The organism is Mycolicibacterium hodleri (assembly GCF_025822245.1).
Lineage (GTDB): Bacteria > Actinomycetota > Actinomycetes > Mycobacteriales > Mycobacteriaceae > Mycobacterium > Mycobacterium hodleri.
In genome coordinates, this window is the sequence record NZ_JACKTL010000043.1 from 106,203 (window position 1) to 131,663 (window position 25,461).

Here is a 25,461-nt window from a genome sequence, read left to right on the forward strand (position 1 = left end):
GACCGCTAGTTCCCGCAGAGCTTGCGCGCCAAGCTTTCCCACCCGTCACCCTGGCGGTCGAGATCGTGCCCGAGATCCTCGACCGAGTGGGTGACGTAGTCGGCGTCCAGCAGCGACAGCAGCGCCTGGGTTTGAGCCTCGAGATCACCAGAGGTGCCCGCGGACTCGAGGAGCATGCGTACGTGGGTGCGGTGCAGGGTGGCGGGAGCGTTGAAGCGCATGTGCGGATCGGTGTTGGCGTCGGCCAGCAGCGCGCGGTGCTCCCAGACGAACCGCAAGCGCTCGCGTCCGTAGGCGATGAGCCTGGTCAGCGGCGGGGCGCCGGGCCCCAGCGGTGGTGGACCGAACATGAACGCGCGTTGCTCGGCCTTCTCGTCCTCGTCGAGGAGCACGATCATCAGGCCGGCGCGGCTGCCGAAGCGGCGGAACAAGGTGCCCTTGCCGACGCCCGCGGCGCTGGCGACGTCGTCCATCGTCACGGTGTCCGCGCCGTGCTCGTCGATCAGTCGCCGGGCGGCGGCCAGCAGCAGGGCTCGGTTGCGTGCCGCATCGCCGCGCTCGACGGGCGCGGAATCGGTGACCGGTAGCCCGACCAGTCCGTCGCCAACGCTCATGCCTGCACTTTAGCTCAGGCGGAATCAATCGGACCGTGGTCCGGTTGAGCTGTGAGAGGATCGGCACGAAACGACCGAAAGGGGCCTACGGGCATGGCAGACGTAAAGGTTTTGGTTCTGGTTGGCAGTCTGCGCGCGGCGTCGCTGAATCGCCAATTGGCGCAGGTGGCGAGCGAGACGGCTCCGGCCGGCGTGTCGCTGCAGCTGTTCGACCGGTTGGGCGAGCTGCCGTTCTACAACGAGGACGTCGACGGTGACGGGGTGGCCGAAGCCGTGCAGGCCCTGCGCCTCGCGGCGGCGGAAGCCGACGCCGCGCTGGTGGTGACGCCGGAGTACAACGGCAGCATTCCTGGCGTGCTGAAGAACGCGATCGACTGGTTGTCGCGGCCGTACGGCAACGGGGCGCTCAGCGGCAAGCCGCTGGCCGTCATCGGCACGGCGCTCGGCCAGTACGGCGGCGTCTGGGCACACGACGAGACGCGCAAGTCGTTCGGCGTCGCGGGGCCCAGGGTGGTCGAGGACGTGAAGCTGTCGTTGCCGGCGACGATCTTCGACGGCAAGCATCCGCGGGAGAACGCCGACGTGGTGCAGCAGGTCCGCGAGGTCGTGGAGAAGTTGACCGCCGAGGTCGGCTGACCGCTCGGCACCAGAAGCCGCCGGCGAGCCCAAGAGGGGTTCGCCGGCGGCTTCGTCGTCGCCATGTCTCCCGCATGTGTCGCCCCGAGTGGGGTGGCCACGCACTTCGCAACCACGGACTCCGACGGGGCCGCCCTCGTGACTTGCTCCGCGACCATCGAACGCGGCTGTTCCCCGGCTCGTCGAACGGAGGGCGTTCGCTGCGCGCGGGCCAGGTCGCGTTCGACTAACAGGGAGGTGCGTCGTTGTGAATGACACGCCGGAAATTCTGCGACACACCGCAACGACCAGGCGAAATTTCATTTGTGTGATTAAGTCCATGTTGTATGTGCTCTACTAGTCGGACACAACATCTAGTGCCAAGCAACGAAGCATCACGGGCTCACATCATGACCAGTTCAACTCCACCGGCCGGGAAGTCATCCCCTCGGTGAGGTGTTGAACATATCGATGATTGCGCCAAGATGGGGTCTTGTCGGTGCCGTGCGAGACGCTTGTGTAAGAGACACGCCACATGCTTGATCATCGTTTCGCTGAGGGGAGCCCACCAATGACCGTCACCGTCTACACCAAGCCCGCATGCGTGCAGTGCAACGCCACCTACAAGGCACTCGACAAGCAGGGCGTCGCCTACGAGGTCGTCGACATCACCGAGGTCCCCGAGGCGCGTGACTACGTCATGGCGCTGGGCTACCTGCAGGCCCCCGTCGTGGTCGCCGGCAACGACCACTGGTCGGGCTTCCGGCCGGACCGGATCAAGTCGCTGTCCGCAGTCGCAGCGACGGCGTAAGAAAGAAGAACCCGGCGGGTAGGAGAGGAGGCGTGATGGGAAGTCTCGTCTACTTCTCCAGCGTCTCGGAGAACACGCACCGCTTCGTCGAGAAGCTGGAATTGCCCGCCATTCGCATCCCGCTCCGCGACCGCATCCAGGTCGACGAGCCCTACGTGCTGGTCCTGCCGACCTACGGCGGCGGACACGCCAACGGGCCCGACCCAGACGCCGGGGGTTACGTCCCCAAGCAAGTCATCGCCTTTCTCAACGACGAACACAACCGGTCGTTGATCCGCGGCGTCATCGCCGCGGGCAACACCAACTTCGGCGCCGAATTCGGCTACGCCGGTGACGTCGTCTCACGCAAGTGCGGCGTCCCCTACCTCTATCGCTTCGAACTCATGGGCACCACCGACGACGTCTTCGCCGTCCGCGCGGGGCTTGCCGACTTCTGGAAGGACAAGACGTGTCACCAACCGTCACTGCAGAACCTGTAACCACCGGAGTCCACGCCCTGCCGGGCGAGACCGACTACCACGCGCTCAACGCGATGCTGAACTTGTACGACAAGGACGGCAAGATCCAGTTCGACAAGGACCGGGAAGCCGCCAACCAGTACTTCCTGCAGCACGTCAACCAGAACACCGTCTTCTTCCACAACCAGGACGAGAAGCTCGACTACCTGGTGCAGAAGGAGTACTACGAGCGCGAGGTGCTCGACCAGTACTCGCGCAACTTCGTGAAGTCGCTGCTGGATCGGGCGTACGCGAAGAAGTTCCGCTTCCCGACGTTCCTCGGCGCGTTCAAGTACTACACGTCCTACACACTGAAGACGTTCGACGGGAAGCGTTATCTCGAGCGCTTCGAGGACCGCGTCGTCATGGTGTCGTTGACGCTGGCCGCCGGCGACACGACGCTGGCCGAGAATCTCGTCGACGAGATCATCGACGGCCGGTTCCAGCCGGCCACCCCGACGTTCCTCAACTCGGGCAAGAAGCAGCGCGGCGAGCCGGTCAGCTGCTTCCTGCTGCGCATCGAGGACAACATGGAGTCCATCGGGCGCTCCATCAACTCGGCGCTGCAGCTGTCCAAGCGGGGTGGCGGAGTTGCCTTGCTGCTAAGCAACATTCGCGAGCACGGTGCGCCAATCAAGAACATCGAGAACCAGAGCTCGGGCGTCATCCCCATCATGAAGCTGCTGGAGGACTCGTTCTCCTACGCCAACCAACTGGGTGCCCGCCAGGGTGCCGGTGCGGTGTACCTGCACTCGCACCACCCCGACATCTACCGGTTCCTCGACACCAAGCGCGAGAACGCCGACGAGAAGATCCGCATCAAGACGCTGTCCCTCGGCGTGGTCATCCCGGACATCACCTTCGAGCTGGCCAAGAAGAACGAGGACATGTACCTGTTCTCGCCGTACGACGTGGAGCGCGTGTACGGCGTGCCGTTCGCCGACGTCTCGGTGACCGAGAAGTACTACGAGATGGTCGACGACGCCCGGATCCGCAAGACGAAGATCAAGGCGCGCGAGTTCTTCCAGACCCTGGCCGAGCTGCAGTTCGAGTCCGGCTACCCGTACATCATGTACGAGGACACCGTGAACCGGGCCAACCCGATCGAAGGCAAGATCACCCACAGCAACCTGTGCTCGGAGATCCTGCAGGTGTCCACCCCGTCGCTGTTCAACGAGGACCTGAGCTACGCCAAGGTGGGCAAGGACATCTCCTGCAACCTCGGCTCGCTGAACATCGCCAAGGCGATGGACTCGCCGGACTTCGCGCAGACCATCGAGACGTCGATCCGCGGGTTGACGGCGGTCAGCGATCAGACCCACATCTGGTCGGTGCCGTCGATCGAGCAGGGCAACAACGACTCTCACGCCATCGGTCTGGGTCAGATGAACCTGCACGGCTACCTGGCCCGCGAGCGGATCATGTACGGCTCCGAAGAGGGCATCGACTTCACCAACATGTACTTCTACACCGTGCTGTACCACGCGCTCCGGGCCAGCAACCGGATCGCGATCGAGCGGGGCACGGCGTTCGGCGGCTTCGAACGCTCCAAGTACAAGTCGGGCGAGTTCTTCGACAAGTACACCGATCAGGTGTGGGAGCCTGCCACCGCGCGGGTGCGGGAACTGTTCGCCGACGCCGACATTCGCATTCCGACGCAGGAGGACTGGAAGCGGTTGAAGGAGTCGGTGCAGACGCACGGCATCTACAACCAGAACCTGCAGGCCGTGCCGCCGACCGGGTCGATCTCCTACATCAACCACTCGACGTCGTCGATCCACCCGGTGGCGAGCAAGATCGAAATCCGCAAGGAAGGCAAGATCGGGCGGGTCTACTACCCGGCGCCGTACCTCACCAACGACAACCTGGAGTACTACCAGGATGCCTACGAGATCGGCTACGAGAAGATCATCGACACCTACGCCGCGGCCACCCAGCACGTCGACCAGGGTCTGTCGCTGACGCTGTTCTTCAAGGACACCGCCAGCACGCGCGACGTCAACAAGGCGCAGATCTACGCCTGGCGCAAGGGCATCAAGACGCTGTACTACATCCGCCTGCGCCAGATGGCGTTGGAGGGCACCGAGGTGGAGGGTTGCGTCAGCTGCATGCTGTGACGCCCCACCGCCGAAAGTGAATCTGGCGACGCAATTCTCGCGAATTGCGTCGCCACTTTCACGTTCGAGAGGGGCTCAGATCAGCTCTCGCGTGCCTGGTCCTCGCGCAGCGCCTTCACGCGTCGCTCCTCGCGCAGCACTGCCTGGAAGCTCTCGCGTTCGGCAACCAGCCAGTCGGGCTTCTCGTCGAGCAGCGCGGTGATCTGCTCGGTGGTGAGCGCCTCGGTCACGCCGCCGCGCGCGAGGCCGGCGATCGAGACACCCAGCTTCGCCGCGACCAGGTTCTTCGGGTGCGGCCCGTTCTTGCGGAGATCCTTGAGCCACTGCGGCGGATCCTCCTGCAGGGCGGCGAGCTCGGACCGGGTGATCGCGTTCTCCTGAAACTCCACGGGCGTCGCCGGCAGGTACACGTCGAGCTTCTTCGCCGCGGTGGCGGGTTTCATGGACTGCGCGTTCGGCCTGCTCATGACGCAGAGCCTATCGGTAGCCTGAGGCCGTGACCCCGCTCCGCCTCACCGTCGGGTACGTCCCCGGCGTGACACCTGCGAAGTGGGCTCGCACCTGGGCGCAGCGTCATCCCGAGGTTCGGCTGGAGTTGCCGGCCGTCGACGCGGCAGACGCCGTCGACGCGCTGCGGTCCGGCGCGGTGGACGTGGCGTTGCTTCGACCGTCGGGTGACTCGTCCGGGGTGGCGCTCATCCCGCTCTACGAGGAGACGACGGTGGTCGTGGTGCCCACCGACCACCTGCTCACCGCCGACGACACGGTCACCGCCGCCGACCTCGACGGCGAGCCGGTGCTGCTCCCACTCGACGACGTCGTCGGCTGGGCCGCCTTGCCCGGTGTGCTCGTCGACCACCGACCCGAAACGGTCGGGGACGCAATCGAACTCGTCGCGGCCGGGGTCGGCGTGCTCGTCGTCCCGCAGTCGTTGGCGCGGCTGCACCACCGCAAGGACCTCACCTACCGCCCGATCGCCGACGCCCCTAGCTGCCCCGTCGCGCTCGCCGTTCCCGCCGGCGAGCAGTCGGCACTGGTGGCGGAGTTCATCGGCATCGTCCGGGGCCGCAAGCCCAGTTCGTCGCGCGGGCAGGCCGAGGCGACGCCGAAGCGGACCGCACGGGAGAAGACGCTGGCGAAGCAGGCCGCCCGCGCCGCCGCGGGAAAGGTCGCCCGCCCACCGGGGCCGACCAAGCGCGGCCGACGCTGACCGTGGTGTCGCCAAACGGCCGATAAATCAGTGGAATTCGCGGGCCGAGTGGCTCACCCTCGTAGGCATGAACGTTCACCTGTACGCGACGCCGGACGGCTTCGGCCCGGTGGCCCGCTGGGTGTATCGCCGTGACCCGGTGCGGTTCACCGTCGAGCTGACCACCCTGCGCACCTCCGCGTGGCCGGCCGATCACCTGCTGCTGGCCGCCTTCGACTGCGACGGGGCCGTGGGTGCCGCTCTGCAGATGCGGGATTCGGTGCTGTTGGTCAACGGGCTGCCGCCGACCTTGGCCAAGGAGTCCGCCGCGGCGCTCGCACCCGTGCGACCCGGGCTGCCCCCAGTGCGCGGAACGTCAAGCACCGCAGCGGCATTCAGCCAGGCCTGGGTCGAAGCCACGGGTGCGACCGCGACGACCGCGTTCACCGAGACGCTGTACCGCCTCGCGGACCTGGTCCCACCGAACGGCGTGGTAGGTGAGCCGCGCCTCGCCGCCGACGAGGACGCCGAGTGGCTCGCCGGCTGGTTCGACGCGTTCTTCGTCGAGGCGTTCGACATGGAGTCCGATCCGGCGGCCCGCCGCGGCGTGTTCGGCGACGTCGCCGACGCGGGCGGGCACGTGGTGCTGTGGACGGTCGACGGCGAACCGGTCGCCATGGCTCGCGTGCACGGATGTCTGATGGGGATGTCGCGGATCGGTCCGGTGTACACCGCGCCGCAGCATCGCGGCCACGGCTACGGCGCGGCGGTCACCGCCCAGGCGGTACGGCACGCCCGGAGTCGGGGTGCGCGCGACGTGGTGCTCTTCGCCGATGGACGAGATCTTCCCCGGTGGAGACCTTCCGCAGGTGGTGGCCGTCGAGGAGCACGCAACCAAGGCAGGGTTCGAGATCACCCGGATTCAGCCGCTGCGCCTGCATTACGCCCGCACGCTCGAGATCTGGGCCGCCGCGCTGGAGGCTCGCAAGGACGAGGCCATCGCCATCCAGTCCCAAGAGGTCTACGACCGCTACATGCGCTACCTGACGGGCTGCGCGGAGCTGTTCACCGAGGGCTACACCGACATCGCGCAGTTCACGCTGAAGAAGGGCTGACCCCTCAGTTCGGCGGGGGCCGACGCCCCGGCGGTCCCATCTCGGCGCCTGCCGCATCCCGGCGTCGCGCCGCCATGCCCGCCAGTGCCTCGAACACCACCCGATGGGCCGCGTTCACGGTGAGCTCGGCATGGTCGTAGGCGGGGGAGACCTCGACGACGTCGACGCCCGCCACGTCGTGCTCGTAGCAGAGCTGACGCACCATCCGAAGCAGGTCGACGCTGGTGATGCCGCCGGGCTCCGGCGTTCCCGTGCCCGGGGCGTGGGCGGGGTCGAGGACGTCGATGTCCACCGACAGGTACAGCTTGTCGGCCTTGGCCAGCGCCTCGCCGACCGCGTCGACCATCACGGCCTTGAATCCGCGTTCCCAGATCTCCTGCATGGTGTGCCACACCATGCCCTGTTCCTGCATCCACTCGAAGGTGTCCTGCGGCGGCCAGTACCCGCGAAGTCCGACCTGGACGAAGTGCGTCCCCGGGACCGCGCCGGACTCGATCAGCCGGCGCATCGGGGTGCCGTGGCTGGCCAGGTTGCCGTCGATGATGTCGGCGGTGTCGGCGTGGGCGTCGAAGTGCACGATGCCGACGTTGCCGTAGCCGTGCACGTCGGCGACCGCCGTGGCCGACGGCCAGGTGATCGAATGGTCACCGCCCAGCACGACGGGCACGATGCCGCGGGAGGCCACCGCCGCCACGCGCTCCTTGATGTTCTGGTGCGACACCTCGGTCATGCCGTGCGGGCAGAACGCGTCACCGAAGTCGACGACCTCCAGCCAGTCGAAGATCTCCAGCCCGAGGTCCATGTGGTACGTACCGGGCTCGTAGGCGGTCGCGCGGATTGCCCGCGGACCGAACCGCGCCCCGGGGCGATTCGTCGTACCGACGTCGAAGGGGGCGCCCACGATCGCGACGTCGGGGCGCCAGGAATCGAGTTGTTCGACCTCGGTCAAGAAGGGACGGTGTCCGAAGGTCGCCAGTCCCGAGTACGGCAGGTCGAGTTGCTCGGCCATTCCCGGTGGAAGTTCGCGACGGGGTTCACCGTGGCCGTGGTGGTCGCCGTGGTCGTGGCTCATGGGGTGACAGTACCGCCATCGGGCGCGTTGCGTCCTTGACCCGCAACGGAAGTGAGCGCCTCCCGCAGCGGGGCCGGCAGCTCCCGGGAGGTCCAGTCCCGAGTGGACACGACGACGTAGACGTTGCGGCCGCGGGTCGTCGGCACCTCGGTTCCGTCGGCGTCGCGGCGCAGCACCTCGAAACTCAACGCGAAGCTCGTCCGCCCGGTCGACTCGCAGCGGGTGCGCACGCGGACTTCGTCGCGCCAGCGCAACGGTGCCAGGTAGTCGACCTCGGCGTGCACCGTCTGCACGTCGACGCCCCACTGCTCGAACTGGGCGATCGGCAGACCGAGGTGGTCGAAGTAGGCGTTCGACGCTTCGTCGAACCAGGTCAGGTAGTGGCCGTGGAACACCACGCCCTGCTGGTCGACCTCGGCGTAGCGAGGAACGATCGGTAGCGAGAACGCGTCGGTCACGGGGGACACTGTGTCAGCCGACGGCGGCTGACAGACTCGAGGCATGCACATGGTCACCGTCGACGACGTCCGTGCCGCAGCCGAACGGATTCGCGGATCGGTGCTCCGCACGCCACTGGTGCCCGCGCCGTGGGGCGATCCCGACCGCCCGCTGTGGCTCAAACCGGAGAACTTGCAGGCGATCGGTGCGTTCAAGGTGCGTGGGGCGTTCAACGCGATCGCCCACCTCGAGCCCGCCGTCCGGGCCAGTGGGGTCGTCGCCTACTCCAGCGGCAACCACGCCCAGGCGGTGGCGTACGCGGCCGCGACCTTCGGGATCCGCGCGTCCATCGTCATGCCCGAGGAAACGCCGGCGGTCAAGGTCGACGCCACGCGCGCCCACGGCGCCGAGGTGGTGCTGTGCGCCGCCGGTCAACGCGAGAAGGTTGCCGACGAGGTGGTGGCCCGGACCGGCGGGGTGCTGATTCCGCCGTTCGACCATCCGGACGTCATCGCTGGCCAGGGCACCATCGGGCTGGAGATCGCCGAGGACCTGCCCGAGGTCGCCAACGTCATCGTCCCGGTGAGCGGCGGAGGGCTGGCGTCGGGCATCGGGACCGCCGTCAAGGCCCTCGCGCCCGGCGCGCGGATGATCGGCGTCGAACCCGAGCTCGCGGCCGACACCGCCGCGAGCCTGGCGGCGGGGCATCGGGTCGACTGGCCCATCGAGGATCGCAACCGGACCATCGCCGACGGGCTTCGATCGCAGCCGTCGGAGCTGACGTTCGCCCATCTTCAGCGTGTGCTCGACGAGCTGATCACCGTGTCGGAGAACGACATTCGCGCGGCCGTTCGCGAGATCGCGCTGCGGGCCCACCTGGTGGCCGAGCCGAGTGGTGCAACGGCGCTGGCCGCCTACCGCAGCCGCGAGACGCCCCCGGGGCCGACGGTGATCGTGGTGTCGGGCGGAAACGTCGAGCCGGCTCTGCTCGCGGAGATCCTGACCAGCTGAAGCGGTACGGACGTACCGGTTTACCAGCTGAGGACCAGGGGTGTGGACACCTCGCACCTGTCCCGCATGGCGTGCGACCACGCGTCCTGTTCGGCGGCGGCCACGAGCAGACGGCGGCGGCCCGACCACCCGCAGGAGCACCTCGCCGTGGCGTCGAACAACCCGAGCCGGCGGACGGAGGCCACGCCGACGTCCACCAGTACGCCAGGTGCCGTCATGACGCCTCCTCATCCGATCGTCGCACGAGCCAACGCATTCCATCATCGCGCCGACGTGGCGTGGATTCGGTCTACGACAGGTCACAACTCGGCCAAGGCGGGGTCTTAGTGCACGCCCTCCATGAGGGAGGTGATCCATCGGCTCAACGCGAACACCACCAGACCGACCGCGATGGCGACGACACCGAGGATCCCGAAGTACGCGAATTCCCTCGTGGGGTCGTAGTAACCGGCCAGTACACCGGACATCGACGTGCCAAGCCCCACGGAGAAGAAGTAGAGCGCCATCATCTGCGCGCGAAACGCCTGCGGCGCCAACTTCGTGGTGACCGACAGGCCGATCGGCGAGAGCATCAGCTCCGAGACGGCGAACGCCGCCAGGATGACGGCCACCACGAGGGCGGGCACCGCTCTGCCCGTCGTCCCCGAGAACGGCAGGAACAGCAGGAACGCCACCCCCATGCCGATGACGCCGTAGGCAAACTTGCGCGGCGTGGTGGGGGCCCGGTTGCCGAGCTTGGTCCAGATCGCGGCGAAGACGGGGGACAGCAGGATGACCCAGACCGGTTCGATCGACCCGATCCAGTTCGACGGTGCCGTCCACCCGAAGATCGACCAGTTCATCCGCTCGTCGGAGTACACCGCGAGCACGGTGAAGATCTGCTGGAACAGCGACCAGAACACCGCGTTGGCGACGAACAGCGGGATGAACGCGCGCACGCGGGTCCGCTCCAGGGGTTCGACCTTCGGGCTGCGCAGCATCACCACGAAGTAGGCGACGGACGCGACGACGAGGACGCCGGTGGTCACCTGAGAGAGGTTGGCCAACTTCACCACGCCGGTGGCCATGGCTGCGGCGACCACGGCCACCACGACGACCAGGGCGCCGACGTAGACGAACAACTTGTTGTGCGGCAACGGGTTTGGCACCTCGCGGCCGTGGGTGCCGAGATTGCGGCGGAAGAACACGTACTGACCGAGGCCGAGGGCCATGCCGACCGCGGCGGCGCCGAAGCCCCAGTGGAACCCGACGCTGGTCTGCAACAGCCCGGTGATCAGCGGCCCCACGAAGGCGCCGAGGTTGATGCCCAGATAGAACAGCGTGAAGCCGCCGTCGGAACGCGGGTCGTCCTTGTCGTAGAGGGTGCCGAGCAGCGAGGAGGCGTTCGCCTTGAGCGCACCGGAACCGAGCGCGACCAGTCCGAGGCCGACGCCCACGCCCGTCAGCCCTGGCAGGACGGCCAACGCAATGTGCCCGAGCATGACGACCACGCCGCCGTAGAAGACGGTGCGCTCCATGCCAAGGAGGCGGTCGGCGATCCACCCGCCGAGCACCGTGGACAGGTACACCAGCCCGCCGTACGCGCCGACGAGCCCCGTGGCCGTGCTCTGGGGAAGTCCGAGCCCGCCGTCGGTGGCCGAGTAGTAGAGGTAGTACCCGAGGATGGTGAGCATCCCGTAGAACGAGAAGCGCTCCCACAGCTCGACGCCGAACAGGTTCACCAACCCGATGGGGTGACCCAACACGGTCCGTTCCGGGGTGCGGTCGTCGGTTCGTCCTTCCGTCATACGGTCACCCTGCCACGCATGGGTCGCGGACAACGGGTAATGTCGCGCGGAATGGTCCTCCACGCTGGTGCTGCCCGTGCGTGGCCGCCTCGTGGATCCGAAGGGTTACGTGTGGACGCCGTCCTCGGCTTGTCGATGACTCCGACGTCGGTCGGTTTGGTGCTGGTCGAAGGTCAGGATGCCGACGGCGCGACGATGGATCGCGATTCCATCGCCTTCATCGCCGGTGACGTGCATTCCTCGCAGCAGGCCACCGCGGCGGTGCTGCGCACCGAGGCGATCGCCGCGACTCGCGGCCTCCGGTTGCACTCCATTGGCGTGACCTGGAGCGAGGACGCCGACCTCGAGGCCTCCATGCTGCTGGAGTCGCTGACCGAATCGGGCTTCGACAACGTCGTGGCCATCCGGATGCCGGAAGCCACCGAGGCCCTGGCGCGCGGCATCGCCGACGTGCTCGGCTACGCGACGACCGCGGTGTGCGTCGTCGAGCCCGAGTCGGTGATCTCGCTGATCGTCAACACCAGCGACGGTGCGGTGCAGACGGCGTTCAACCACTCCGTCGACTCCGACGACGCCCTCATCAGCTGGTTGAGCACCGTGTTCACCCGCGCCGACTGGGCGCCGGAGGCACTGGTCGTGGTGGGTTCGGCCGGCGACCTCGACCCCGTCCTGCACCAGCTGGAAGACGCCCTGTCGGTGCCGGTGTACGCACCGGAGGAAGCCAAGCTCGCGCTGGCCCGCGGCGCAGCACTGGCCTCGGCGCACAGCACCGAGATGCCGCGTGCCGCGCTCGAGGACGCCTTCGTCGTCGCCGCCCGTACCGACCGCGCCGAGCAGACCACCCGCGGCGCCAGGGACCGGCGCCGCCGGACGCTGGCGACCGCAGGCCCGCTCGCGATGCTCGCCGTCGGTGCCGTCACCTTCGTCGTGTCGGTGTCGATCGCCGTCAGCACGCAGCTGACCCCGACGCGTACGGCCCAGCCGAGCGATCCGGTCCCGGCCGTCCGGGCCGAGACCCCCGAGGTGGTCCGGGTCGTACCGCCCGCGGCTCCGCCGCCACCGCCGGTCGCGGTACCCGACGAGCCCGTCGTCGAGGCCGCCCCGCCGCCCCCGCCCGAGGCGCCCGCACCCGTCTACGACGAGGCCCCCGTGGCGGTCGTCGACACGCCGGCCGAGGCGCCTCCCGTCGACCAGGCTCCCGCCGTCGTGCCCGACCCCCCGGCCGACGCACCGGCGCCCGTCGACCCCGCCGTGGACACCCCGATGGTGGGGACGCCACTCCCGCCGTCCGTCGCCCCGCCGTACGTCGCGCCGGTCCCGACCAAGAAGCCCGGCATCCTCAGCCGAATCAAAGAGAAGCTGACGCCCGGACCCGGCTAGTTGACGACCCTCCCCACGCCGATGTCCGGCGCCGCCCTGCGCCTCGCTCTCCGCCTCGCCATCGTGCTCGCGGTGGTGACCGCCGTGCTGCTCGTCGAGGTGACGTCGCGGTCCGGGGTGGCGTGGCGCCTCGTCACCTTCACCTACCAAGCCAACATCCTGGCTGCGGCCTACTACGCGTGGACGCTCTTCTCGCCGCGGGCCGACGCCCGCGCCTGTCTGCGCGGGGCGGTCGTGCTGTACGTCGTCGTGGCCGGGGTGGTCTGGAACCTGCTGCTGACCGGCCGCAGCATGGGCTACACCCCGGCGAACTTCCTGCTGCACGTCGTCGTCCCGGTGCTGGCGCTGACGGACTGGGTGCTGGTCGGACGGGGCACTGGTTCGGCCCGGTGGTGGCAACCGCTCGCCTGGCTGGCGTATCCCGCCGCGTATCTCGGCATCGCGCTGGTGGTCCTCAACCGGATCGGGCGTCGCGCGCCGTACTACTTCCTGGATCCCGGCAGCGTCGGCGTCGCCGCGGTGACGGTGAACGTGGCTGTCCTCGCGGCCGGCTTCGTCGGCCTGGGGTATCTGCTCTTGGCGGTGGCTCGCCCGCGGTCGGCTAACGCTTCGCCGTCGCCGACCGATCTATCATCTAGCTAAGCCCAACACCCGGAGGTTCGATCACGTGCGGATGACTTTGCGACATGTGTTGGCGGTGGCGGGAATTGCGACCCTGCTGCTGAGCGGTTCGGTGAGCACGGGACTCGCCGCGGCACCGGCACCGGTCGCCGTCGCAAACGTCTCCCCGGCGGCCGGCCAGGTCGTCGGCGTCGCCATGCCGGTCACGGTGACGTTCGCGAACCCCGTCGCCGACCGCGCCGCTGCCGAGCGGTCGTTCCGCGTGACCTCGCCGGACGCCCCGCACGGCACCTTCGCATGGCTGAAGGACGACGTCGTGCAGTGGACGCCGAGCACGTACTGGCCCGCCCACTCCACGGTCGCCCTGTCGGTGGGTGGGGTCAAGACCAGCTTCGAGGCGGGTGCGTCGGTGGTCGGCGTCGCGGATCTGGACGCCCACACGTTCACCGTGAGCGTCGACGGTCAGGTGGCCAGGACCATGCCTGCCTCGATGGGAAAGCCGAAGCACACCACCCCGATTGGCTCCTTCACCGCGCTGGAGAAGCAGTCGCCGGTCATCATGGATTCGCGGACCATCGGCATTCCCCTCAGTGATCCCGAGGGCTACAAGCTGACGGTCTACGACGCGGTCCGGGTCACCTGGGGCGGGGTGTACGTGCACGCCGCACCGTGGTCGGTGGCCTCCCAAGGCAAGTCGAACGTGAGCCACGGGTGCATCAACCTCAGCCCCGACAACGCTGCCTGGTACTACGACCAGGTCAGCATCGGGGATCCGATCATCGTTCAGGCGTAGCCGCGTCGAGGTTCTTCGCCGTCGGCGACGAGGCAACCGTGGCCGCCGTCTGCTCGTCGGCCGGCAGGAACGCCTCGACGCTCAGCTCCGCGGCCATCGGGTCGAGGGCGGTGCCGAACGTCGTCACCGTGCTGACGAAGGTGAGCACCGTGCCGTCCGGCCCCTCGAGCTCAAGCGGGATCACCACCGCCGCCGGGTCGTGCGTGGCGTCCGATCCGCCCGGATACGCCTCGACCTCGGCGAGCAGCTCGGCCAGCGTCTGCGAGCCGCTGACGGCGACCTCCCGGCGTAGCCGCCCGATGACGTGGTGTCGCCACTGCCCCAGGTTGCGGATGCGGGGTGCCAGCCCGTCGGGGTGCAACGAGATGCGCAGTGCGTTCGGCCGATTCAGCAGATCCGGTGCGACCCCCTGCAGCAGGAGACCGGCGCCGGCGTTCGCCGCGACGACGTCCCAATCGCGGTTCACGGCCAGGCACGGGTACGGCTCGTAGGCCGCCAGCACCGTGGCGAGACCGGCGCGTAGGACGGCCAGGTCCGGGTCCTCCCACGTGCGGTCGACGTGGACCGGAGCCAGCCCCGCGGCGAGCAGCAGCCGGCTCTGCTCGCGCACCGGCACCTCGAGCGCCGCGGCCAGGCGCAGCACCATGGCTCGGCTGGGGGCCGAGCGGCCGGTCTCCAGGAAGCTGACGTGCCGGGACGAGACCCCCGCCTGCAGGGCGAGGTCGAGCTGGCTGACGTGGCGCCGCCGACGCCACTGCCGCAGCAGGGCGCCGAACGGGGGACTCTGGGCGCTCATGGACTACCTCCGAGGTAATTGTCCGCATTACCTCTGACCTGCACCCTGGAGGGTGACACGACGACGGAGGGAACGACGACGATGAGAACCCGACGCGACACCCCGGACCGGCCGCCGATCCCCGGTTGGCTGCGCTTCGTCCTGGCCTCCGACCGCGCCGGCTCCGCCTGGTACGTCGGGCTCGGGTTCTTCTTCGCGCCGGCCGTGGCGGTGGTGTCGCCCTGGCCGGCGCTGGCCACCGTCCTGTGGGTCGCCATCGCAGTCGCCGGATTGTGGCTGGGCCTGCTCGGGCTCGCGATGGCCACGGGTCTGGCCGTCGTGCTCAGGTCGGGTGCGGAGATCCCCGAGGACTACTGGCGCTCGATCTTCGACTACGCGCTCACCGAGCCGCGGACGACCCCGTGTAGTCGACCTGCCAGTGCTTGATGCCGTTGAGCCAGCCCGACCGCAGCCGCTCGGGCTTGGCCAGCGGGGTGATGTCGGGCATCGCGTCGGCGATCGCGTTGAACATCAGGTCGATCGTCATCCGGGCCAGGTTGGTGCCGATGCAGTAGTGCGCGCCGGTGCCGCCGAACCCGACGTGCGGGTTGGGGTCGCGCAGGATGTCGAAGGTGAACGGGTCGTCGAAGACGTCCTCGTCGAAGTTGGCGGAGCGATACATCATCACGACCCGCTGACCCTTCTTGATCGGAACGCCGTCGAGCTCGGTGTCCTGCAGCGCGGTGCGTTGGAACGAGGTCACCGGCGTGGCCCAGCGGACGATCTCGTCGGCGGTGGTCGCCGGGCGTTCCCGCTTGAAGAGCTCCCATTGGTCCGGGAATTCGGCGAAGGCCATCATCCCCTGGGTGATCGAGTTGCGGGTGGTCTCGTTGCCCGCGACCGCAAGGAGGATGACGAAGAAGCCAAGCTCGTCGTCGGAGAGTTTGTGGCCCTCGACGTCGGCCTGGACCAGCTTGGTGACCAGATCCTCGCCCGGCTGACCGGCGCGCTCGGCCGCAAGCTGCATGCCGTAGGTGATCAACTCGACCGACGCGCTGATCGCGTCGTTGCCGGCGAACTCCGGGTCCATGTCGCCGACCATCTGGTTCGACCAGTGGAACAGCTTCATCCGGTCCTCGTGTGGCACGCCCATCAGGCCGGCGATCGCCTGCAGGGGTAGCTCGCACGACACCTGTTCGACGAAGTCGCCCGAGCCCTCCGCCAACGCCTTCTCGGCGATGTCGCGAGCGCGCTCGGCCAGCTCTCCCCGCAGCCGCTCGACGGCGCGCGGCGTGAACGCCCTCGACACGATCTTGCGGAGGTGGGTGTGATGCGGCGCGTCCATGTTGAGCAGGACGAACCTGCCGGTCTCGATCTGCGCGCCGACGGTGCCGTCTGCGTATCGGGGCAGGGCCGTCTTCTCCAGGCTCGAGAAGACGTCGCTGCGCCGCGACACCTCCTTGACGTCCTTGTGCTTGGAGACGACCCAGTAACCGCCGTCGCCGAACCCCCCGACGTCGTCGGGTTGGGCGTTCCACCAGATCGGTGCGACCTTGCGCATCTCCGCGAGCTCCTCGACTGGAAGACGTTCGGAGTAGATGTCGGGGTCGGTGAAGTCGAATCCCGGGGGCAAATTGGGGCTGGTCGCGGCGTTCGGCATGTCGTGGAAGCTCCTCACGATGACGCGGTCTAGCGGGATAAGGCATTGCTACACCACTGATCGCAGGCACCGCGGCCGCTTTCGGAAAGTCACGAGTAGAACGTGTTACCGCTGATCATTAGACCTTCGTTAATCCACTGGTCGGGGATTGCCCTGTAACGAAAAAGGGTCGATTGTGGATGGACCCACTAGCAACATCAGTCCCTGAGGCCACAGGGGGAAGGGGTTTCGCAGATGAAGGCAGCCAAGAACGTCAGGATCGCGACCGCCGCGGCGTGCTGCGCGTCGGGGTTCTTCCTCGCGGTGCTGGCCACGGCGTCGCCCGCCGGCGCGGATCCGGTGGATCCCGCTCCGCCACCACCCGCACCGCTGGTGGTGCTGCCAGCCCCCGGCCCGCCGCCCGGACCGGATGCCATCGTCCAGGCTGCCGCTCCCGCGCCGCCCGCTGCCCCCGACGCGCCCGTGCTACCACCCGACGCGCCCGTGCCGCCACCCGACGCCGCAGCGGTGTCGGCGACACCGCCGAACGGCATCCCACATCTCGCCAGCCCCGACGCCCTGCCCCCGGGGTCGACGATGGTGCCGCAGGACATGGATTCGCCGAACGTCAGCTACCTCAAGGATCTGTGGCAAGCCGTGCAGAACCACGAGATCAGCGGCAAGGAAGCGCTCATCATGGGCATGGCACAGCGGGGGATGAACACCCCGATCCCCGGCCAGGCTCCCGGTCCGAACGTGCCACTCACACCGGGTGATCCGGCGCTTGCGCCGCCCCCGCCCCCGGCCCCGGTTCCGCCGGCTCCCGCGCCGCCGATTCCGTAGCGGCGGCCCGCCCGGCCCGCGACAGCAGCGCCGACACCGTGCGGACGTGCGCGGGCCGGACCACCGCCCAGAGCGCCCGCGTCAGGACCGTGCGGTGATGGACCAGCGTGGAGAACGACATGCCGGTCGGCCGACGCGTGACGAGCAGTTCCCCCGGCATCCCGATCCGCGACGCCCGGCCGATCAGCACCGTGTCCGGGTCGGCGTGGCGGATCTCCCATCCCAGGATCGTCTGCGCCCCCGTCGTCTCGGTCAGCCCGAGGGCCGTCCACCCGCGTCGAAGCGCGGTCCGAAGCCCCGCGGGTGCGCCCTCCAGCACCGTCCTGGCCCAGCGCTCGGCCGCCCACTCCGGCGGTGCGGCGACGTCGACGACGAAGGAGTCCGCGTACTCGACGCTGGGCAGCGTGCCGAGGTCGCGCGCGGCCAGGGACGGCTCGACCTGCTTGACGGTCACCGCCGCGTCGTGTTCGCGCCACCCCCGTTCGACGGCCCGCAGCAGCGCCGGATAGACGATCAGGTGCCGAAACGGTGCGATGGCGGCCAGGTAGCGAGTACCCCACGCGCCGTTCGGCGCGACCAGGACGGCCATCTGGCCGCGGTGAGCACCGGCGCCGTCCGGAACCCACCCCAGGTGCAGGACACCGTGCACGGTGCGATTGGCGATCTCGAAGGCGGCCTCGCCTTCGGTGACGAACAGCGGCTGGAACCGGCTGCCCGCCAGGCCGGCGGCGTCCCAGCCGAACAGGCGGCCGAGCGCCCGTCGGGCGGCGAACAGCATCCGGACGACGGGGGAGGACCCCACGGCGTCGAGCGCGCGCATGGTGGCGAGCAACCGCGGGAAGTCGTCGGGTCCGCCCGGGGTCGGAAGCGCCCACACGTCGAGCACGTCGAAATCGGAGGCGATCTGGTGGATGCGCCACGGGCGCGTCGTGTGCGCCTCGAGCGGCAACCGTGCCGTCGTGGGAACCATACATGACTGTATGCTTTAGTCTTGCTGCATGTCAACGACTTACGGCGAACGCTGATGCCCGCACCGACACGGACGTCGCGGGAGTCCTGGATTGACGCCGGTCTGGCGGCACTTGCCGACGGTGGTCCGGACGCCGTGCGCGTCGACGCCCTGGCGCAGCGACTCGGAGTGTCCCGCGGCGGCTTCTACCACCAATTCGACGGCAGGGCCGCGTTTCTCGAGGAGTTGCTCGACACCTGGGAACGTCGAAGCACCGACGAGGTGCTGGACCGGGTCGAGCGCGAGGGTGGCGACGCCCGCACCAAGGCGGGCAAAGCGGGCATGCTGACGTTCTCCGCGGCGCTGCTGCCGGTCGACTTGGCCGTACGGGACTGGTCGCGCCGCGACGACGCGGTGGCCGACCGGCTCAAGCGCGTCGACGACCGCAGGATGGACTTCCTGCGACGCCAGTTCGCGACGTCGAGAGCGGACGCCGACGACGTCGAAGCCCTTGCGCTACTGGCGTTTTCGGTGGCAATCGGCAACCACTTCGTGGCCGCCGACCACGGCGGGCGCTCCCGCGCGCAGGTATTGCGCCGCGCGGGCGCCCTGTTGTTCGAGTGAGCTACCAGACCCGCACGTAGTCAACGAGCATGTCGGCGGGGTAGGTGCCACCCGAGGGATCCCCGCCGCCGGAACCGGCGACCGCGAGGTTCACGATCGGGAACAGCGTGTACCCCGGTGTGTTGAACGGCCAGTCGGGCAGTGCGCTGGCCGGCACGTCGAAGTACGGCTGCGCGCCGTCGACGTAGTCCTTCCAGAACCGGATGCCGTTGGCGTCCCACTGGGCGCGCCACGTGTGCCAGGCGCTGTCGACCGCAATGGTCTGACTCGAGTGCTCGCCGCCGTTGAGCTTGGCGTGCACCGTGGTTCCCGGCGCCCAGCTGCCGTTGCCGTACCACTCCATGATGTCGACCTCGCCACCGTTGGCGGGGTCGTTGTTGGCCAGGTACCACGCCGGCCACGCGCCCGGGGTGAGGCAGTTCAGCTTGATCCGCGCCTCCCAGGTGGTGCCGATCGGTCCGCGGTACTTGCCGAACAGCTTGCCGCTGTAGAAGGTGTTGCCGTCCTTGGCCGCCCGGAAGACGAGGTTGGACTTGCCGTCGACGAAGACGTTGCGGCGGTCGTCGCGGTACTGCCCGACGTTTCCAGGCAGCTCCCAGAACGTCGGATCCTGCATCGACTCGCGCTCCGTGGCCGTCTCCCACTTGGAGGGGTCGGGCGCCGAGCCGGCCGGACCGTCGAACTCGTCGCGGAACAGGTACTTGACCGGCGGGGGAGCCGCAGGCAGGTCCCGCGGTGCGGCGTGCGCGGTGGCTCCGGGAAGGGCGACCGCGGCGCCGAGCACGCCGATCCCCGTCATCAGCATGCGGCGTCGATCCATTTCAGGCATGCCGACCATGTAAGTCGCAACGCCGCGCCGGGTGCAAGTCAGCCGAGCGTGGCGACCGCCTCGACCCGGGCGGGAACGTGCTTGTGCCACGGCGTGCCCGCATAGGCGTCCCGCCAGTCGGTTGAGGTCAAGGCGTTCGGCGCGACACCCGGCGTGCTCGCGGACCCGTCGGCCTCGGTGTAGTCGACGCCGTAGCCGTTCGGCAACGACACGTGACCGGCCAGCATGGTGTCGGTGATCTCGACGGTTGCCTCGGCCGTGCCCGCCGCCGTGGTGATCCGGGCACGTCCGCCCTCGGTCAGGCCGATCGCGGTCGCGTCCTGCGGGCTGATCCGCAACGCCCCGTCGACGTCGCGGGTGCGCCAGCGCGGATCGCGCAGGATGTCGTTGGCGGTGTAGGCGCGGCGCTCTCCTGCGGAGAGGATCATGGGGAACTCGGTGGAGGTGAGCGCCGCCGGCGCCGACCGCAGGGCTCTCGCGTCGGCGAGCAACTCGGGTATCGCCGCGGCGATCTTGCGGTCGGGGTGGGTGATCAACGCGAAGTCGTCGGCGTACTCGTGCACGGTGAACGTCACGCCCGACTTCTGCGTCAGGATCGCCTCGAACAGCGCGTTGCCGTCGGCGTGCCCCGCGCGCCGAACGGCCTCGGGGTAGGTCATGGCCGTCTTCTGCGCCAGCCCCCACAGCGCGGCCGCCCCGGCGAGCCCCTCGGGGAGTGCCGGCCCCAGCGTCTCGTACAGCACGAACGGAAGCACCCGGCCCAATTGCGGGTTGGCGCCGACGGCGACCAGGAACGCCTGCGCGTAGGCGTCCAACCCGTCAGCCGCCGCGCGGCGCAGCGGGGCCAGCTCGGCGTCGTCGACCACGCCGAGGGCCCGCACCAGCCGCGCCCAGATCTCCGGCTCTGCCAGCGTGCCGGGCAGTGGCTCCATGACGGGGTGGCGCAGGTGAAAGGTGTTGTGCGGGAACTCGAGATTGAAGAACGTCGCCTCGGGCTTCTCGAACTGACTCGCCGCGGGTAACACGTAGTGGGCGAGTCGGGCGGTCTCGGTCATCGCGACGTCGACGACGACGAGCAGCTCCAGGGAGCGCAGCGCGTCGACGACCGCCGCCGAGTCGGCCACCGAATGCGCCGGGTTGCTGCTCTCCACGATCATGGCGCGGATGCGGGCGGGGTGGTCGGTCAGGATCTCCTGTGGCACGACGTTGCTCGGCACCAGCCCCGCGATGATCGGAGCGCCGGTGACGGGCGTGCGCCCGACGCCGGAGGGGCTGAAGAGCGGCGCGAACGACGAATGCAGGTGCTGTGCGCCGCGTCTGGCGAAGTTGCCGGTGAGGATCCACAGCATCTTGTTGAGGTACGAGCACAGCGTGCTGTTGGGCGCCTGCTGGATGCCAAGGTCCTCGAACACCGAAACGCTTGCTGCGCAGGCGATTCGCCGAGAGGCGGCGCGCAACAGCCGCTCGTCGACGCCACAGCGCTGCGCGTACTCGCCGATCGGCACCTCCGCCAGCACCTCCCGGACGGCCTCGGCGCCGGTGACGTGCTCGGCGAGGAACGCTTCGTCACAGAGCTGCTCCTGCACCAGCACCGCGGCCAGGGCCGCGAGGCACCACGCGTCGGTCCCCGGCCGCACGCGCAGGTGGAAGTCCGCCAGCTTCGCGGTGTCGGTGACCACCGGGTCGATCACGATCATCGAGCGGGCCGGGTCCTTGGAGATGTCGTTGAGCACCACCCGCGCTCGCGGAAAGCTCTGGGACATCCACGGGTTCTTTCCGACGAACACCGACACCTCGGCGTGCTCGAACTCACCGCGCGTGTGCCCGCCGTAGAGGTGTGCGTCCACCCAGTGTTCGCCGGTCTTCTCCTGTGCCAAGGCATTCGACCGGTAGCGCGAACCGATGGCCTTGAGGAACGCTCCGCTGTAGGCGCCGCCGAGGTGATTGCCCTGCCCGCCGCCGCCGTAGTAGAAGACCTTGTCGCCGCCGTGCTCGTCGCGGACGGCGGCGAAGCCCGCCGCGATCTCGGCGATCGCGGTGTCCCAGTCGATCTCGTCGTAGCCGCCGTCGGGCCGGCGGCGCAGCGGCGACGTCAGCCGGTTGCCGCTGTTTTGGTAGTGGTCGAGCCGCAGCGCCTTGTTGCACGTATAGCCATGCGAGGCCGGGTGCGCCTTGTCGCCGCGGATCTTGACCAGGCTGCGGTCCTCGACCTGGACCACCACTCCGCAGTTGCACTCGCAGAGGATGCAGGCGGTTGGTTGCCAGTCAGCGGTCATCTCGGGTGCTCCCCATCTCGGCGTGCAGCAGCGCCGCCAGTTGGCGGTGCGTCGAGTCCAGTGGTGTGACGTCGCGGGTGGCCCTGGCGACCACGACGGCGCCCTCGATCGCGGAGGTCAGGAAGACCGACAGTTCCCGCGCGCGGACCGTGGCAACGCCGTCGGACACCAGGCGTTCGGCGATCAGGTCGTGCCACCGGTGAAAGGCCGCGCCGGCCCGCTCCAGCACCGGCCCGTTGTCGGCCTCGACGGCCACCGCCACCACGGGGCAGCCGGCGCGGAAGTCGGATTCCAGCAGCGCCCCGCGGAATCTGGCCACCACGGCGTCGAGCAGTTCGAATCCGGTTGCGGCACCGGTCATCTGGGCCGCGATGTGGTCGGACGCGAAGTCGACGGCCTCGCTCAGCAACTGGGTGCGGCCGCCGGGGAAGTGGTGATACGCCGAGCCGCGCGGTGCGCCGCTGTGGTGAAGGACGTCGGAGATCGCGGTCGAGTGGGCGCCGCGTTCCCGGATCAACAGAGCCGTCGAGGTGATCATGCGTTCGCGGGGTGTCGCCATTATGTAGAGCAGCATACATAGGGCATGGCCCGTCGAACAGATCCGAACCGCGGCCGTCGAGGTCAGCGGCGCTTGAGCTCCTTGCCGGTCGAGGCCAAGACTTCGTCGGACAGTTCGGGATCTGCCTGGGCGACGGCGCGAGCGATGACTTGCGCGCCGACCAACTGGCTGAACAGCGCGATGGCTTGCTCCCGCGCCCGGCGCGGATCGAGCTCGGCGTTCGTCTGCGCCGCGCCGTCAAGGAGCAGGTCGGTGATCGCGGCGAGGTAGCCGCGCAACCCGCGCAGGTACTCCTCCTGGGCCGGTAGTCCATGCCGTCCGGCATCGGCGGCCAGGGCGGCGGACGCGCATCCGTCTTCGGGGTGGTCACGATGGTCGGTGCTCAGGTAGCCGTCGACGATGGCGTTCAGCGCTGCCCGGCTCGAGCGGGGGTGGGCGCCGATCAGGTCGTCGACGACACCCAGGGAGGCGGTGAAACCCTGGTTGAGGACCTCCCGGGCGAGGTCGTCCTTGGACGAGAAGTGGTTGTAGAAACCGCCGTGGGTCATCCCCGCGGCCTTCATCAGCTCGTCGATGCCCATCCCGTCGATGCCGCGGGTCTTGAAGCCTCGGCTCGCGGCGGCCACGATGCGCTCGCGGTTGCGCTCCTTCTGCTCCCGTGAAATACGAGGCAACGGAAACTCCCTCCCGTCGGACGAGGTGAGTCGTCCCGAGCGTGCCAGACGATCAATGGTGATCGTCATCAAAGAACAGGGTAGCGCACTTGACTCCTATTGATGACGAATGACATCATAAATAATGATGACGTCGGACATCAAAATGCACCGTCAACCCCATAGGAGATGTCTCGTGAACACACCCGTCGTGGCTTCAGAAGTGCCCGCCACCCCCGTCCTCGACCTGGTCGGCAAGACCGCCCTCATCACCGGCGGCAGCAAGGGCATCGGTGCGGCCACCGTCGCCCGATTCGTCAACGGTGGCGCCCGCGTCGTCACCTCCGGTCGGTCTCAGCCGGGCTCGCTGCCCTCGGGGGTGGAATACGTGGTCGCCGACGTCTCCACCGTCGACGGCGTCAACCTGCTGGCCCGACGAGCCCAGGAGATCCTCGGCGACGTCGACGTCGTCGTGAACAACGCCGGCGCGTCGAGGCCTCATCTGGGCGGCGTCCTCGACATCGACGACGCCGAATGGGTCGACGACCTCGCCGTCAACTTCCTGGCCGCGGTCCGACTCAACGCCGCGCTGCTACCAGCGATGTATGCCCGCGGCAAGGGCTCGATCGTGAACGTGTCCTCCGCGGTGACGCTGAGCCCACCCCCGGCGATGTTGCACTACGCCAGCGCCAAGGCGGCCCTGACCACCTACGCCACGGGTTTGGCGGCAGAAGCCGGGCCGCGTGGCGTGCGAGTCAACACCGTCACCCCCGGAAACGTCGCCTCCCCGGGTGCGGACGCCATTCGGCAAGCGATCGTCGACGCCGTGGGTTCCGACAGCGCGGAGTCCGGCGGCACGGCGATTCCCCTCGGCCGAATGGGCGAAGGATCCGACGTCGCCGAGGCAATCGCCTTCCTTGCCTCCGACCGGGCCGCGTGGATCACCGGCAGCAACCTCGTGGTCGACGGCGGCCAGGTGCAAACCGCGTGACTGCCGTCGTGGGCGGCCGCCCGGTCTAGACGCCGGCGGCCTCGTTGAGGTCGTTGAGCACGCCCGTGGCCTCCAGGTACTCCTGCACCCAGCGCTCGATGACGGCGGAGGTCCGCTCGACCTTCGTGAACTGGCCGACCACCTGGCCCACCGGGTTGAACGCCACGTCGACTGTCTCGTCGGGGTACTTGTGGGTGGCGGCCACCGCGAGGCCGGACACCATGAACTGCAGTGGCATTCCGAGGGGCTTGGGGTTGTCCGGGTTCTCCCACGCCTCGGTCCAGTCGTTCTTCAGCATCCGGGCGGGCTTGCCGGTGAACGAGCGGCTGCGGACGGTGTCTCGGCTGCCCGCCTTGACGTAGGCGGCCTGCTGGACGGGCGTGTTCTCGGCCTCCTCGACCATCAACCACTGCGAACCGGTCCACGCGCCTTGCGCGCCGAGGGCCAGTGCCGCCGCAATCTGCTGGCCGCTGCCGATGCCACCGGCGGCCAGCACGGGAACCGGCGCGATTTCCTTGACCACCTGGGGCCACAGCACGATCGAGCCGATCTCGCCGCTATGCCCGCCGGCCTCGCCGCCCTGGGCGATGACGATGTCCACGCCCGCGTCGGCGTGCTTGCGCGCCTGGCTTGGCGAGCCGCACAGCGCGGCGACCTTGCGGCCCTCGGCGTGAATGTGCTCGATCATGTCCCTCGGAGGGGTGCCCAGGGCGTTGGCGATCAGCGTCATCTTCGGGTGCTTGAGCGCCACCTCGACCTGCGGGGTGGCGGTCGCCTCGGTCCAGCCGAGCAGCTTCAGCGTGCTCTCGTTGTCCTCGGCGGTCAGCGGGACGCCGTGATCGGTGAGGATCTTCTTGGCGAAGTCGAGGTGCTCCTGGGGCACCATGTCGACGAGCATCTTCGTCAGCTCGTCGGCCGAGAGGTTGGAGTCCATGCCCTCGTACTTGTTGGGGATCACGATGTCGACGCCATAGGTGTGGTCCCCGATGTGGTCGTCGATCCAGTTCAGCTCGACCTCGAGCTGCTCGGGGCTGAAGCCGACCGCGCCGAGGACGCCGAACCCACCCGCCTTGCTGACCGCCACCACCACGTCGCGGCAGTGGGTGAAGGCAAAGATCGGAAACTCGATCCCGAGTTGATCGCAGAGGGGAGTGTGCATGAAGGTCGCTCCTCGAGGTGGCGTGCAGTGACACGGGACGAACTGAAACGTGTTCTAGTTTAGTACCTTGCTTCGATTCCCGTGGCGACCGGGCGCGTTCGCCC

Annotated in this window: 27 protein-coding genes and 2 pseudogenes; 15 read left to right on the forward strand and 14 right to left on the reverse strand. The window is 68.7% G+C overall.

Annotated elements, in window-relative coordinates; genetic code table 11:
• Window positions 1-5: 5 nt before the first annotated feature.
• Window positions 6-614 carry a TetR/AcrR family transcriptional regulator gene (locus tag H7J06_RS18835; protein WP_264040550.1) on the reverse strand — a complete coding sequence of 203 codons (609 nt, stop codon included), beginning with the start codon at window positions 612-614 and terminating at the stop codon, window positions 6-8.
• A gap of 93 nt (window positions 615-707) precedes the next feature.
• Here H7J06_RS18835 and H7J06_RS18840 point away from each other — a divergent pair, with 93 nt between their 5' ends.
• The 4 genes from H7J06_RS18840 to nrdE all read left to right on the forward strand — a co-directional run bounded on the left by H7J06_RS18840 (window position 708) and on the right by nrdE (window position 4,654).
• Entirely contained in the window at window positions 708-1,250 is a 543-nt protein-coding gene (locus tag H7J06_RS18840; RefSeq protein ID WP_264040551.1) for an NAD(P)H-dependent oxidoreductase, read from the forward strand.
• 550 nt (window positions 1,251-1,800) lie between these two features.
• Window positions 1,801-2,040 carry a redoxin NrdH gene (locus H7J06_RS18845; RefSeq protein ID WP_264040552.1) on the forward strand — a complete coding sequence of 80 codons (240 nt, stop codon included), beginning with the start codon at window positions 1,801-1,803 and terminating at the stop codon, window positions 2,038-2,040.
• A gap of 35 nt (window positions 2,041-2,075) precedes the next feature.
• Window positions 2,076-2,519: a class Ib ribonucleoside-diphosphate reductase assembly flavoprotein NrdI gene (nrdI, locus tag H7J06_RS18850; RefSeq protein ID WP_264040553.1), complete on the forward strand. Its 444-nt coding sequence runs from the start codon at window positions 2,076-2,078 to the stop codon at window positions 2,517-2,519.
• Window positions 2,489-4,654 carry a class 1b ribonucleoside-diphosphate reductase subunit alpha gene (nrdE, locus tag H7J06_RS18855; RefSeq protein WP_264040555.1) on the forward strand — a complete coding sequence of 722 codons (2,166 nt, stop codon included), beginning with the start codon at window positions 2,489-2,491 and terminating at the stop codon, window positions 4,652-4,654. Before nrdI ends, nrdE begins: the two co-directional genes overlap by 31 nt.
• A gap of 80 nt (window positions 4,655-4,734) precedes the next feature.
• On the opposite strand, the gene H7J06_RS18860 is transcribed toward nrdE, so the two are convergent.
• Window positions 4,735-5,121, reverse strand: coding sequence for a DUF5997 family protein (locus H7J06_RS18860; protein ID WP_264040556.1), 387 nt, complete (start codon window positions 5,119-5,121; stop codon window positions 4,735-4,737).
• Window positions 5,122-5,150: 29 nt separating this feature from the next.
• On the opposite strand from H7J06_RS18860, the gene H7J06_RS18865 reads away from it, so the two are divergent.
• The 3 genes and pseudogenes from H7J06_RS18865 to H7J06_RS18875 form a co-directional block, all read left to right on the forward strand.
• The gene (locus tag H7J06_RS18865; RefSeq protein ID WP_264040557.1) at window positions 5,151-5,864 is read left to right on the forward strand and encodes a LysR substrate-binding domain-containing protein; all 714 of its coding nucleotides are present in this window, start codon (window positions 5,151-5,153) and stop codon (window positions 5,862-5,864) included.
• Window positions 5,865-6,420: 556 nt separating this feature from the next.
• Window positions 6,421-6,609 (forward strand): annotated as a pseudogene (locus tag H7J06_RS32680) (GNAT family N-acetyltransferase); the annotation flags it as partial.
• Window positions 6,610-6,676: 67 nt separating this feature from the next.
• Window positions 6,677-6,958, forward strand: a pseudogene (locus H7J06_RS18875) (class I SAM-dependent methyltransferase); the annotation flags it as partial.
• Between the two features lie 4 nt (window positions 6,959-6,962).
• Here the strand turns inward: H7J06_RS18875 and speB are convergent.
• Complete coding sequence (gene speB / locus H7J06_RS18880) at window positions 6,963-8,030, reverse strand: agmatinase (protein ID WP_372515349.1); 1,068 nt, start codon at window positions 8,028-8,030, stop codon at window positions 6,963-6,965.
• A complete protein-coding gene (locus H7J06_RS18885; RefSeq protein ID WP_264040559.1) occupies window positions 8,027-8,533 on the reverse strand; it encodes an acyl-CoA thioesterase in 507 nt (168 codons plus the stop codon). Before H7J06_RS18885 ends, speB begins: the two co-directional genes overlap by 4 nt.
• Between H7J06_RS18885 and H7J06_RS18890 the strand changes: the two genes are divergently transcribed.
• The gene (locus tag H7J06_RS18890) at window positions 8,532-9,479 is read left to right on the forward strand and encodes a threonine ammonia-lyase (RefSeq protein WP_264040560.1); all 948 of its coding nucleotides are present in this window, start codon (window positions 8,532-8,534) and stop codon (window positions 9,477-9,479) included. The two genes, H7J06_RS18885 and H7J06_RS18890, sit on opposite strands and share 2 nt — an antisense overlap.
• Before the next feature lie 20 nt (window positions 9,480-9,499).
• Here H7J06_RS18890 and H7J06_RS18895 read toward each other — a convergent pair whose 3' ends face one another.
• Together H7J06_RS18895 and H7J06_RS18900 are read right to left on the reverse strand one after the other, a co-directional pair.
• Window positions 9,500-9,697 carry a hypothetical protein gene (locus H7J06_RS18895; RefSeq protein ID WP_264040561.1) on the reverse strand — a complete coding sequence of 66 codons (198 nt, stop codon included), beginning with the start codon at window positions 9,695-9,697 and terminating at the stop codon, window positions 9,500-9,502.
• Window positions 9,698-9,802: 105 nt separating this feature from the next.
• Complete coding sequence (locus H7J06_RS18900; RefSeq protein WP_264040562.1) at window positions 9,803-11,266, reverse strand: peptide MFS transporter; 1,464 nt, start codon at window positions 11,264-11,266, stop codon at window positions 9,803-9,805.
• Window positions 11,267-11,377: 111 nt separating this feature from the next.
• Here H7J06_RS18900 and H7J06_RS18905 point away from each other — a divergent pair, with 111 nt between their 5' ends.
• Genes H7J06_RS18905 through H7J06_RS18915 form a run of 3 tightly spaced genes read left to right on the forward strand, consistent with a single transcriptional unit; the run spans window position 11,378 to window position 14,060 of the window.
• Window positions 11,378-12,646 (forward strand): DUF7159 family protein, encoded by a 1,269-nt coding sequence (locus tag H7J06_RS18905; RefSeq protein ID WP_264040563.1) that lies wholly within the window; start codon window positions 11,378-11,380, stop codon window positions 12,644-12,646.
• 21 nt (window positions 12,647-12,667) lie between these two features.
• Window positions 12,668-13,288 (forward strand): Pr6Pr family membrane protein, encoded by a 621-nt coding sequence (locus H7J06_RS18910; protein ID WP_264040857.1) that lies wholly within the window; start codon window positions 12,668-12,670, stop codon window positions 13,286-13,288.
• A gap of 31 nt (window positions 13,289-13,319) precedes the next feature.
• The gene (locus tag H7J06_RS18915; RefSeq protein WP_275079603.1) at window positions 13,320-14,060 is read left to right on the forward strand and encodes a L,D-transpeptidase; all 741 of its coding nucleotides are present in this window, start codon (window positions 13,320-13,322) and stop codon (window positions 14,058-14,060) included.
• On the opposite strand, the gene H7J06_RS18920 is transcribed toward H7J06_RS18915, so the two are convergent.
• Window positions 14,044-14,856 carry a helix-turn-helix domain-containing protein gene (locus H7J06_RS18920; RefSeq protein WP_264040565.1) on the reverse strand — a complete coding sequence of 271 codons (813 nt, stop codon included), beginning with the start codon at window positions 14,854-14,856 and terminating at the stop codon, window positions 14,044-14,046. The genes H7J06_RS18915 and H7J06_RS18920 overlap by 17 nt on opposite strands.
• 81 nt (window positions 14,857-14,937) lie before the next feature.
• Between H7J06_RS18920 and H7J06_RS18925 the strand changes: the two genes are divergently transcribed.
• On the forward strand, window positions 14,938-15,282 hold the full coding sequence (locus H7J06_RS18925; RefSeq protein ID WP_264040566.1) for a hypothetical protein: 345 nt from the start codon (window positions 14,938-14,940) through the stop codon (window positions 15,280-15,282).
• Here H7J06_RS18925 and H7J06_RS18930 read toward each other — a convergent pair.
• Entirely contained in the window at window positions 15,236-16,495 is a 1,260-nt protein-coding gene (locus H7J06_RS18930; protein WP_264040567.1) for a cytochrome P450, read from the reverse strand. The genes H7J06_RS18925 and H7J06_RS18930 overlap by 47 nt on opposite strands.
• A gap of 234 nt (window positions 16,496-16,729) precedes the next feature.
• Here H7J06_RS18930 and H7J06_RS18935 point away from each other — a divergent pair, with 234 nt between their 5' ends.
• Window positions 16,730-17,317, forward strand: a complete 588-nt coding sequence (locus H7J06_RS18935; protein WP_264040568.1) for a hypothetical protein — start codon at window positions 16,730-16,732, stop codon at window positions 17,315-17,317.
• Here H7J06_RS18935 and H7J06_RS32430 read toward each other — a convergent pair.
• Window positions 17,238-18,287: a DUF2867 domain-containing protein gene (locus H7J06_RS32430; RefSeq protein ID WP_308205807.1), complete on the reverse strand. Its 1,050-nt coding sequence runs from the start codon at window positions 18,285-18,287 to the stop codon at window positions 17,238-17,240. The genes H7J06_RS18935 and H7J06_RS32430 overlap by 80 nt on opposite strands.
• A gap of 54 nt (window positions 18,288-18,341) precedes the next feature.
• Between H7J06_RS32430 and H7J06_RS18945 the strand changes: the two genes are divergently transcribed.
• Window positions 18,342-18,890, forward strand: coding sequence for a TetR/AcrR family transcriptional regulator (locus tag H7J06_RS18945; RefSeq protein ID WP_264040569.1), 549 nt, complete (start codon window positions 18,342-18,344; stop codon window positions 18,888-18,890).
• Between the two features lies 1 nt (window position 18,891).
• Here the strand turns inward: H7J06_RS18945 and H7J06_RS18950 are convergent, their stop codons facing one another.
• From H7J06_RS18950 to H7J06_RS18965, 4 genes are all read right to left on the reverse strand, one after another.
• Complete coding sequence (locus tag H7J06_RS18950; RefSeq protein ID WP_264040570.1) at window positions 18,892-19,719, reverse strand: glycoside hydrolase family 16 protein; 828 nt, start codon at window positions 19,717-19,719, stop codon at window positions 18,892-18,894.
• A 38-nt stretch (window positions 19,720-19,757) separates the two neighbouring features.
• Window positions 19,758-21,995 (reverse strand): molybdopterin-dependent oxidoreductase, encoded by a 2,238-nt coding sequence (locus tag H7J06_RS18955; RefSeq protein WP_264040571.1) that lies wholly within the window; start codon window positions 21,993-21,995, stop codon window positions 19,758-19,760.
• Window positions 21,985-22,554, reverse strand: coding sequence for a TetR/AcrR family transcriptional regulator (locus H7J06_RS18960; protein ID WP_264040572.1), 570 nt, complete (start codon window positions 22,552-22,554; stop codon window positions 21,985-21,987). Before H7J06_RS18960 ends, H7J06_RS18955 begins: the two co-directional genes overlap by 11 nt.
• A 62-nt stretch (window positions 22,555-22,616) precedes the next feature.
• Window positions 22,617-23,297, reverse strand: a complete 681-nt coding sequence (locus tag H7J06_RS18965) for a TetR/AcrR family transcriptional regulator (protein WP_264040573.1) — start codon at window positions 23,295-23,297, stop codon at window positions 22,617-22,619.
• Window positions 23,298-23,403: 106 nt separating this feature from the next.
• On the opposite strand from H7J06_RS18965, the gene H7J06_RS18970 reads away from it, so the two are divergent.
• On the forward strand, window positions 23,404-24,198 hold the full coding sequence (locus tag H7J06_RS18970; protein WP_264040574.1) for an SDR family oxidoreductase: 795 nt from the start codon (window positions 23,404-23,406) through the stop codon (window positions 24,196-24,198).
• Between the two features lie 25 nt (window positions 24,199-24,223).
• Here H7J06_RS18970 and H7J06_RS18975 read toward each other — a convergent pair whose 3' ends face one another.
• Window positions 24,224-25,357 carry a nitronate monooxygenase gene (locus H7J06_RS18975; RefSeq protein WP_264040575.1) on the reverse strand — a complete coding sequence of 378 codons (1,134 nt, stop codon included), beginning with the start codon at window positions 25,355-25,357 and terminating at the stop codon, window positions 24,224-24,226.
• Window positions 25,358-25,461: the final 104 nt, after the last annotated feature.

Bases quoted from the DNA above. Each gene is read 5' to 3' on its own strand.
- H7J06_RS18835 (WP_264040550.1), bottom strand. From the start codon at position 614: ATGAGCGTTGGCGACGGACTGGTCGGGCTACCGGTCACCGATTCCGCG.
- H7J06_RS18840 (WP_264040551.1), top strand. From the start codon at position 708: ATGGCAGACGTAAAGGTTTTGGTTCTGGTTGGCAGTCTGCGCGCGGCG.
- H7J06_RS18845 (WP_264040552.1), top strand. From the start codon at position 1,801: ATGACCGTCACCGTCTACACCAAGCCCGCATGCGTGCAGTGCAACGCC.
- nrdI (WP_264040553.1), top strand. From the start codon at position 2,076: ATGGGAAGTCTCGTCTACTTCTCCAGCGTCTCGGAGAACACGCACCGC.
- H7J06_RS18860 (WP_264040556.1), bottom strand. From the start codon at position 5,121: ATGAGCAGGCCGAACGCGCAGTCCATGAAACCCGCCACCGCGGCGAAG.
- speB (WP_372515349.1), bottom strand. From the start codon at position 8,030: ATGAGCCACGACCACGGCGACCACCACGGCCACGGTGAACCCCGTCGC.
- H7J06_RS18890 (WP_264040560.1), top strand. From the start codon at position 8,532: ATGCACATGGTCACCGTCGACGACGTCCGTGCCGCAGCCGAACGGATT.
- H7J06_RS18885 (WP_264040559.1), bottom strand. From the start codon at position 8,533: ATGCCTCGAGTCTGTCAGCCGCCGTCGGCTGACACAGTGTCCCCCGTG.
- H7J06_RS18895 (WP_264040561.1), bottom strand. From the start codon at position 9,697: ATGACGGCACCTGGCGTACTGGTGGACGTCGGCGTGGCCTCCGTCCGC.
- H7J06_RS18900 (WP_264040562.1), bottom strand. From the start codon at position 11,266: ATGACGGAAGGACGAACCGACGACCGCACCCCGGAACGGACCGTGTTG.
- H7J06_RS18910 (WP_264040857.1), top strand. From the start codon at position 12,668: ATGTCCGGCGCCGCCCTGCGCCTCGCTCTCCGCCTCGCCATCGTGCTC.
- H7J06_RS18915 (WP_275079603.1), top strand. From the start codon at position 13,320: ATGACTTTGCGACATGTGTTGGCGGTGGCGGGAATTGCGACCCTGCTG.
- H7J06_RS18920 (WP_264040565.1), bottom strand. From the start codon at position 14,856: ATGAGCGCCCAGAGTCCCCCGTTCGGCGCCCTGCTGCGGCAGTGGCGT.
- H7J06_RS18925 (WP_264040566.1), top strand. From the start codon at position 14,938: ATGAGAACCCGACGCGACACCCCGGACCGGCCGCCGATCCCCGGTTGG.
- H7J06_RS18930 (WP_264040567.1), bottom strand. From the start codon at position 16,495: ATGCCGAACGCCGCGACCAGCCCCAATTTGCCCCCGGGATTCGACTTC.
- H7J06_RS18935 (WP_264040568.1), top strand. From the start codon at position 16,730: ATGAAGGCAGCCAAGAACGTCAGGATCGCGACCGCCGCGGCGTGCTGC.
- H7J06_RS32430 (WP_308205807.1), bottom strand. From the start codon at position 18,287: ATGGTTCCCACGACGGCACGGTTGCCGCTCGAGGCGCACACGACGCGC.
- H7J06_RS18945 (WP_264040569.1), top strand. From the start codon at position 18,342: ATGCCCGCACCGACACGGACGTCGCGGGAGTCCTGGATTGACGCCGGT.
- H7J06_RS18950 (WP_264040570.1), bottom strand. From the start codon at position 19,719: ATGCCTGAAATGGATCGACGCCGCATGCTGATGACGGGGATCGGCGTG.
- H7J06_RS18955 (WP_264040571.1), bottom strand. From the start codon at position 21,995: ATGACCGCTGACTGGCAACCAACCGCCTGCATCCTCTGCGAGTGCAAC.
- H7J06_RS18960 (WP_264040572.1), bottom strand. From the start codon at position 22,554: ATGGCGACACCCCGCGAACGCATGATCACCTCGACGGCTCTGTTGATC.
- H7J06_RS18965 (WP_264040573.1), bottom strand. From the start codon at position 23,297: ATGACGATCACCATTGATCGTCTGGCACGCTCGGGACGACTCACCTCG.
- H7J06_RS18975 (WP_264040575.1), bottom strand. From the start codon at position 25,357: ATGCACACTCCCCTCTGCGATCAACTCGGGATCGAGTTTCCGATCTTT.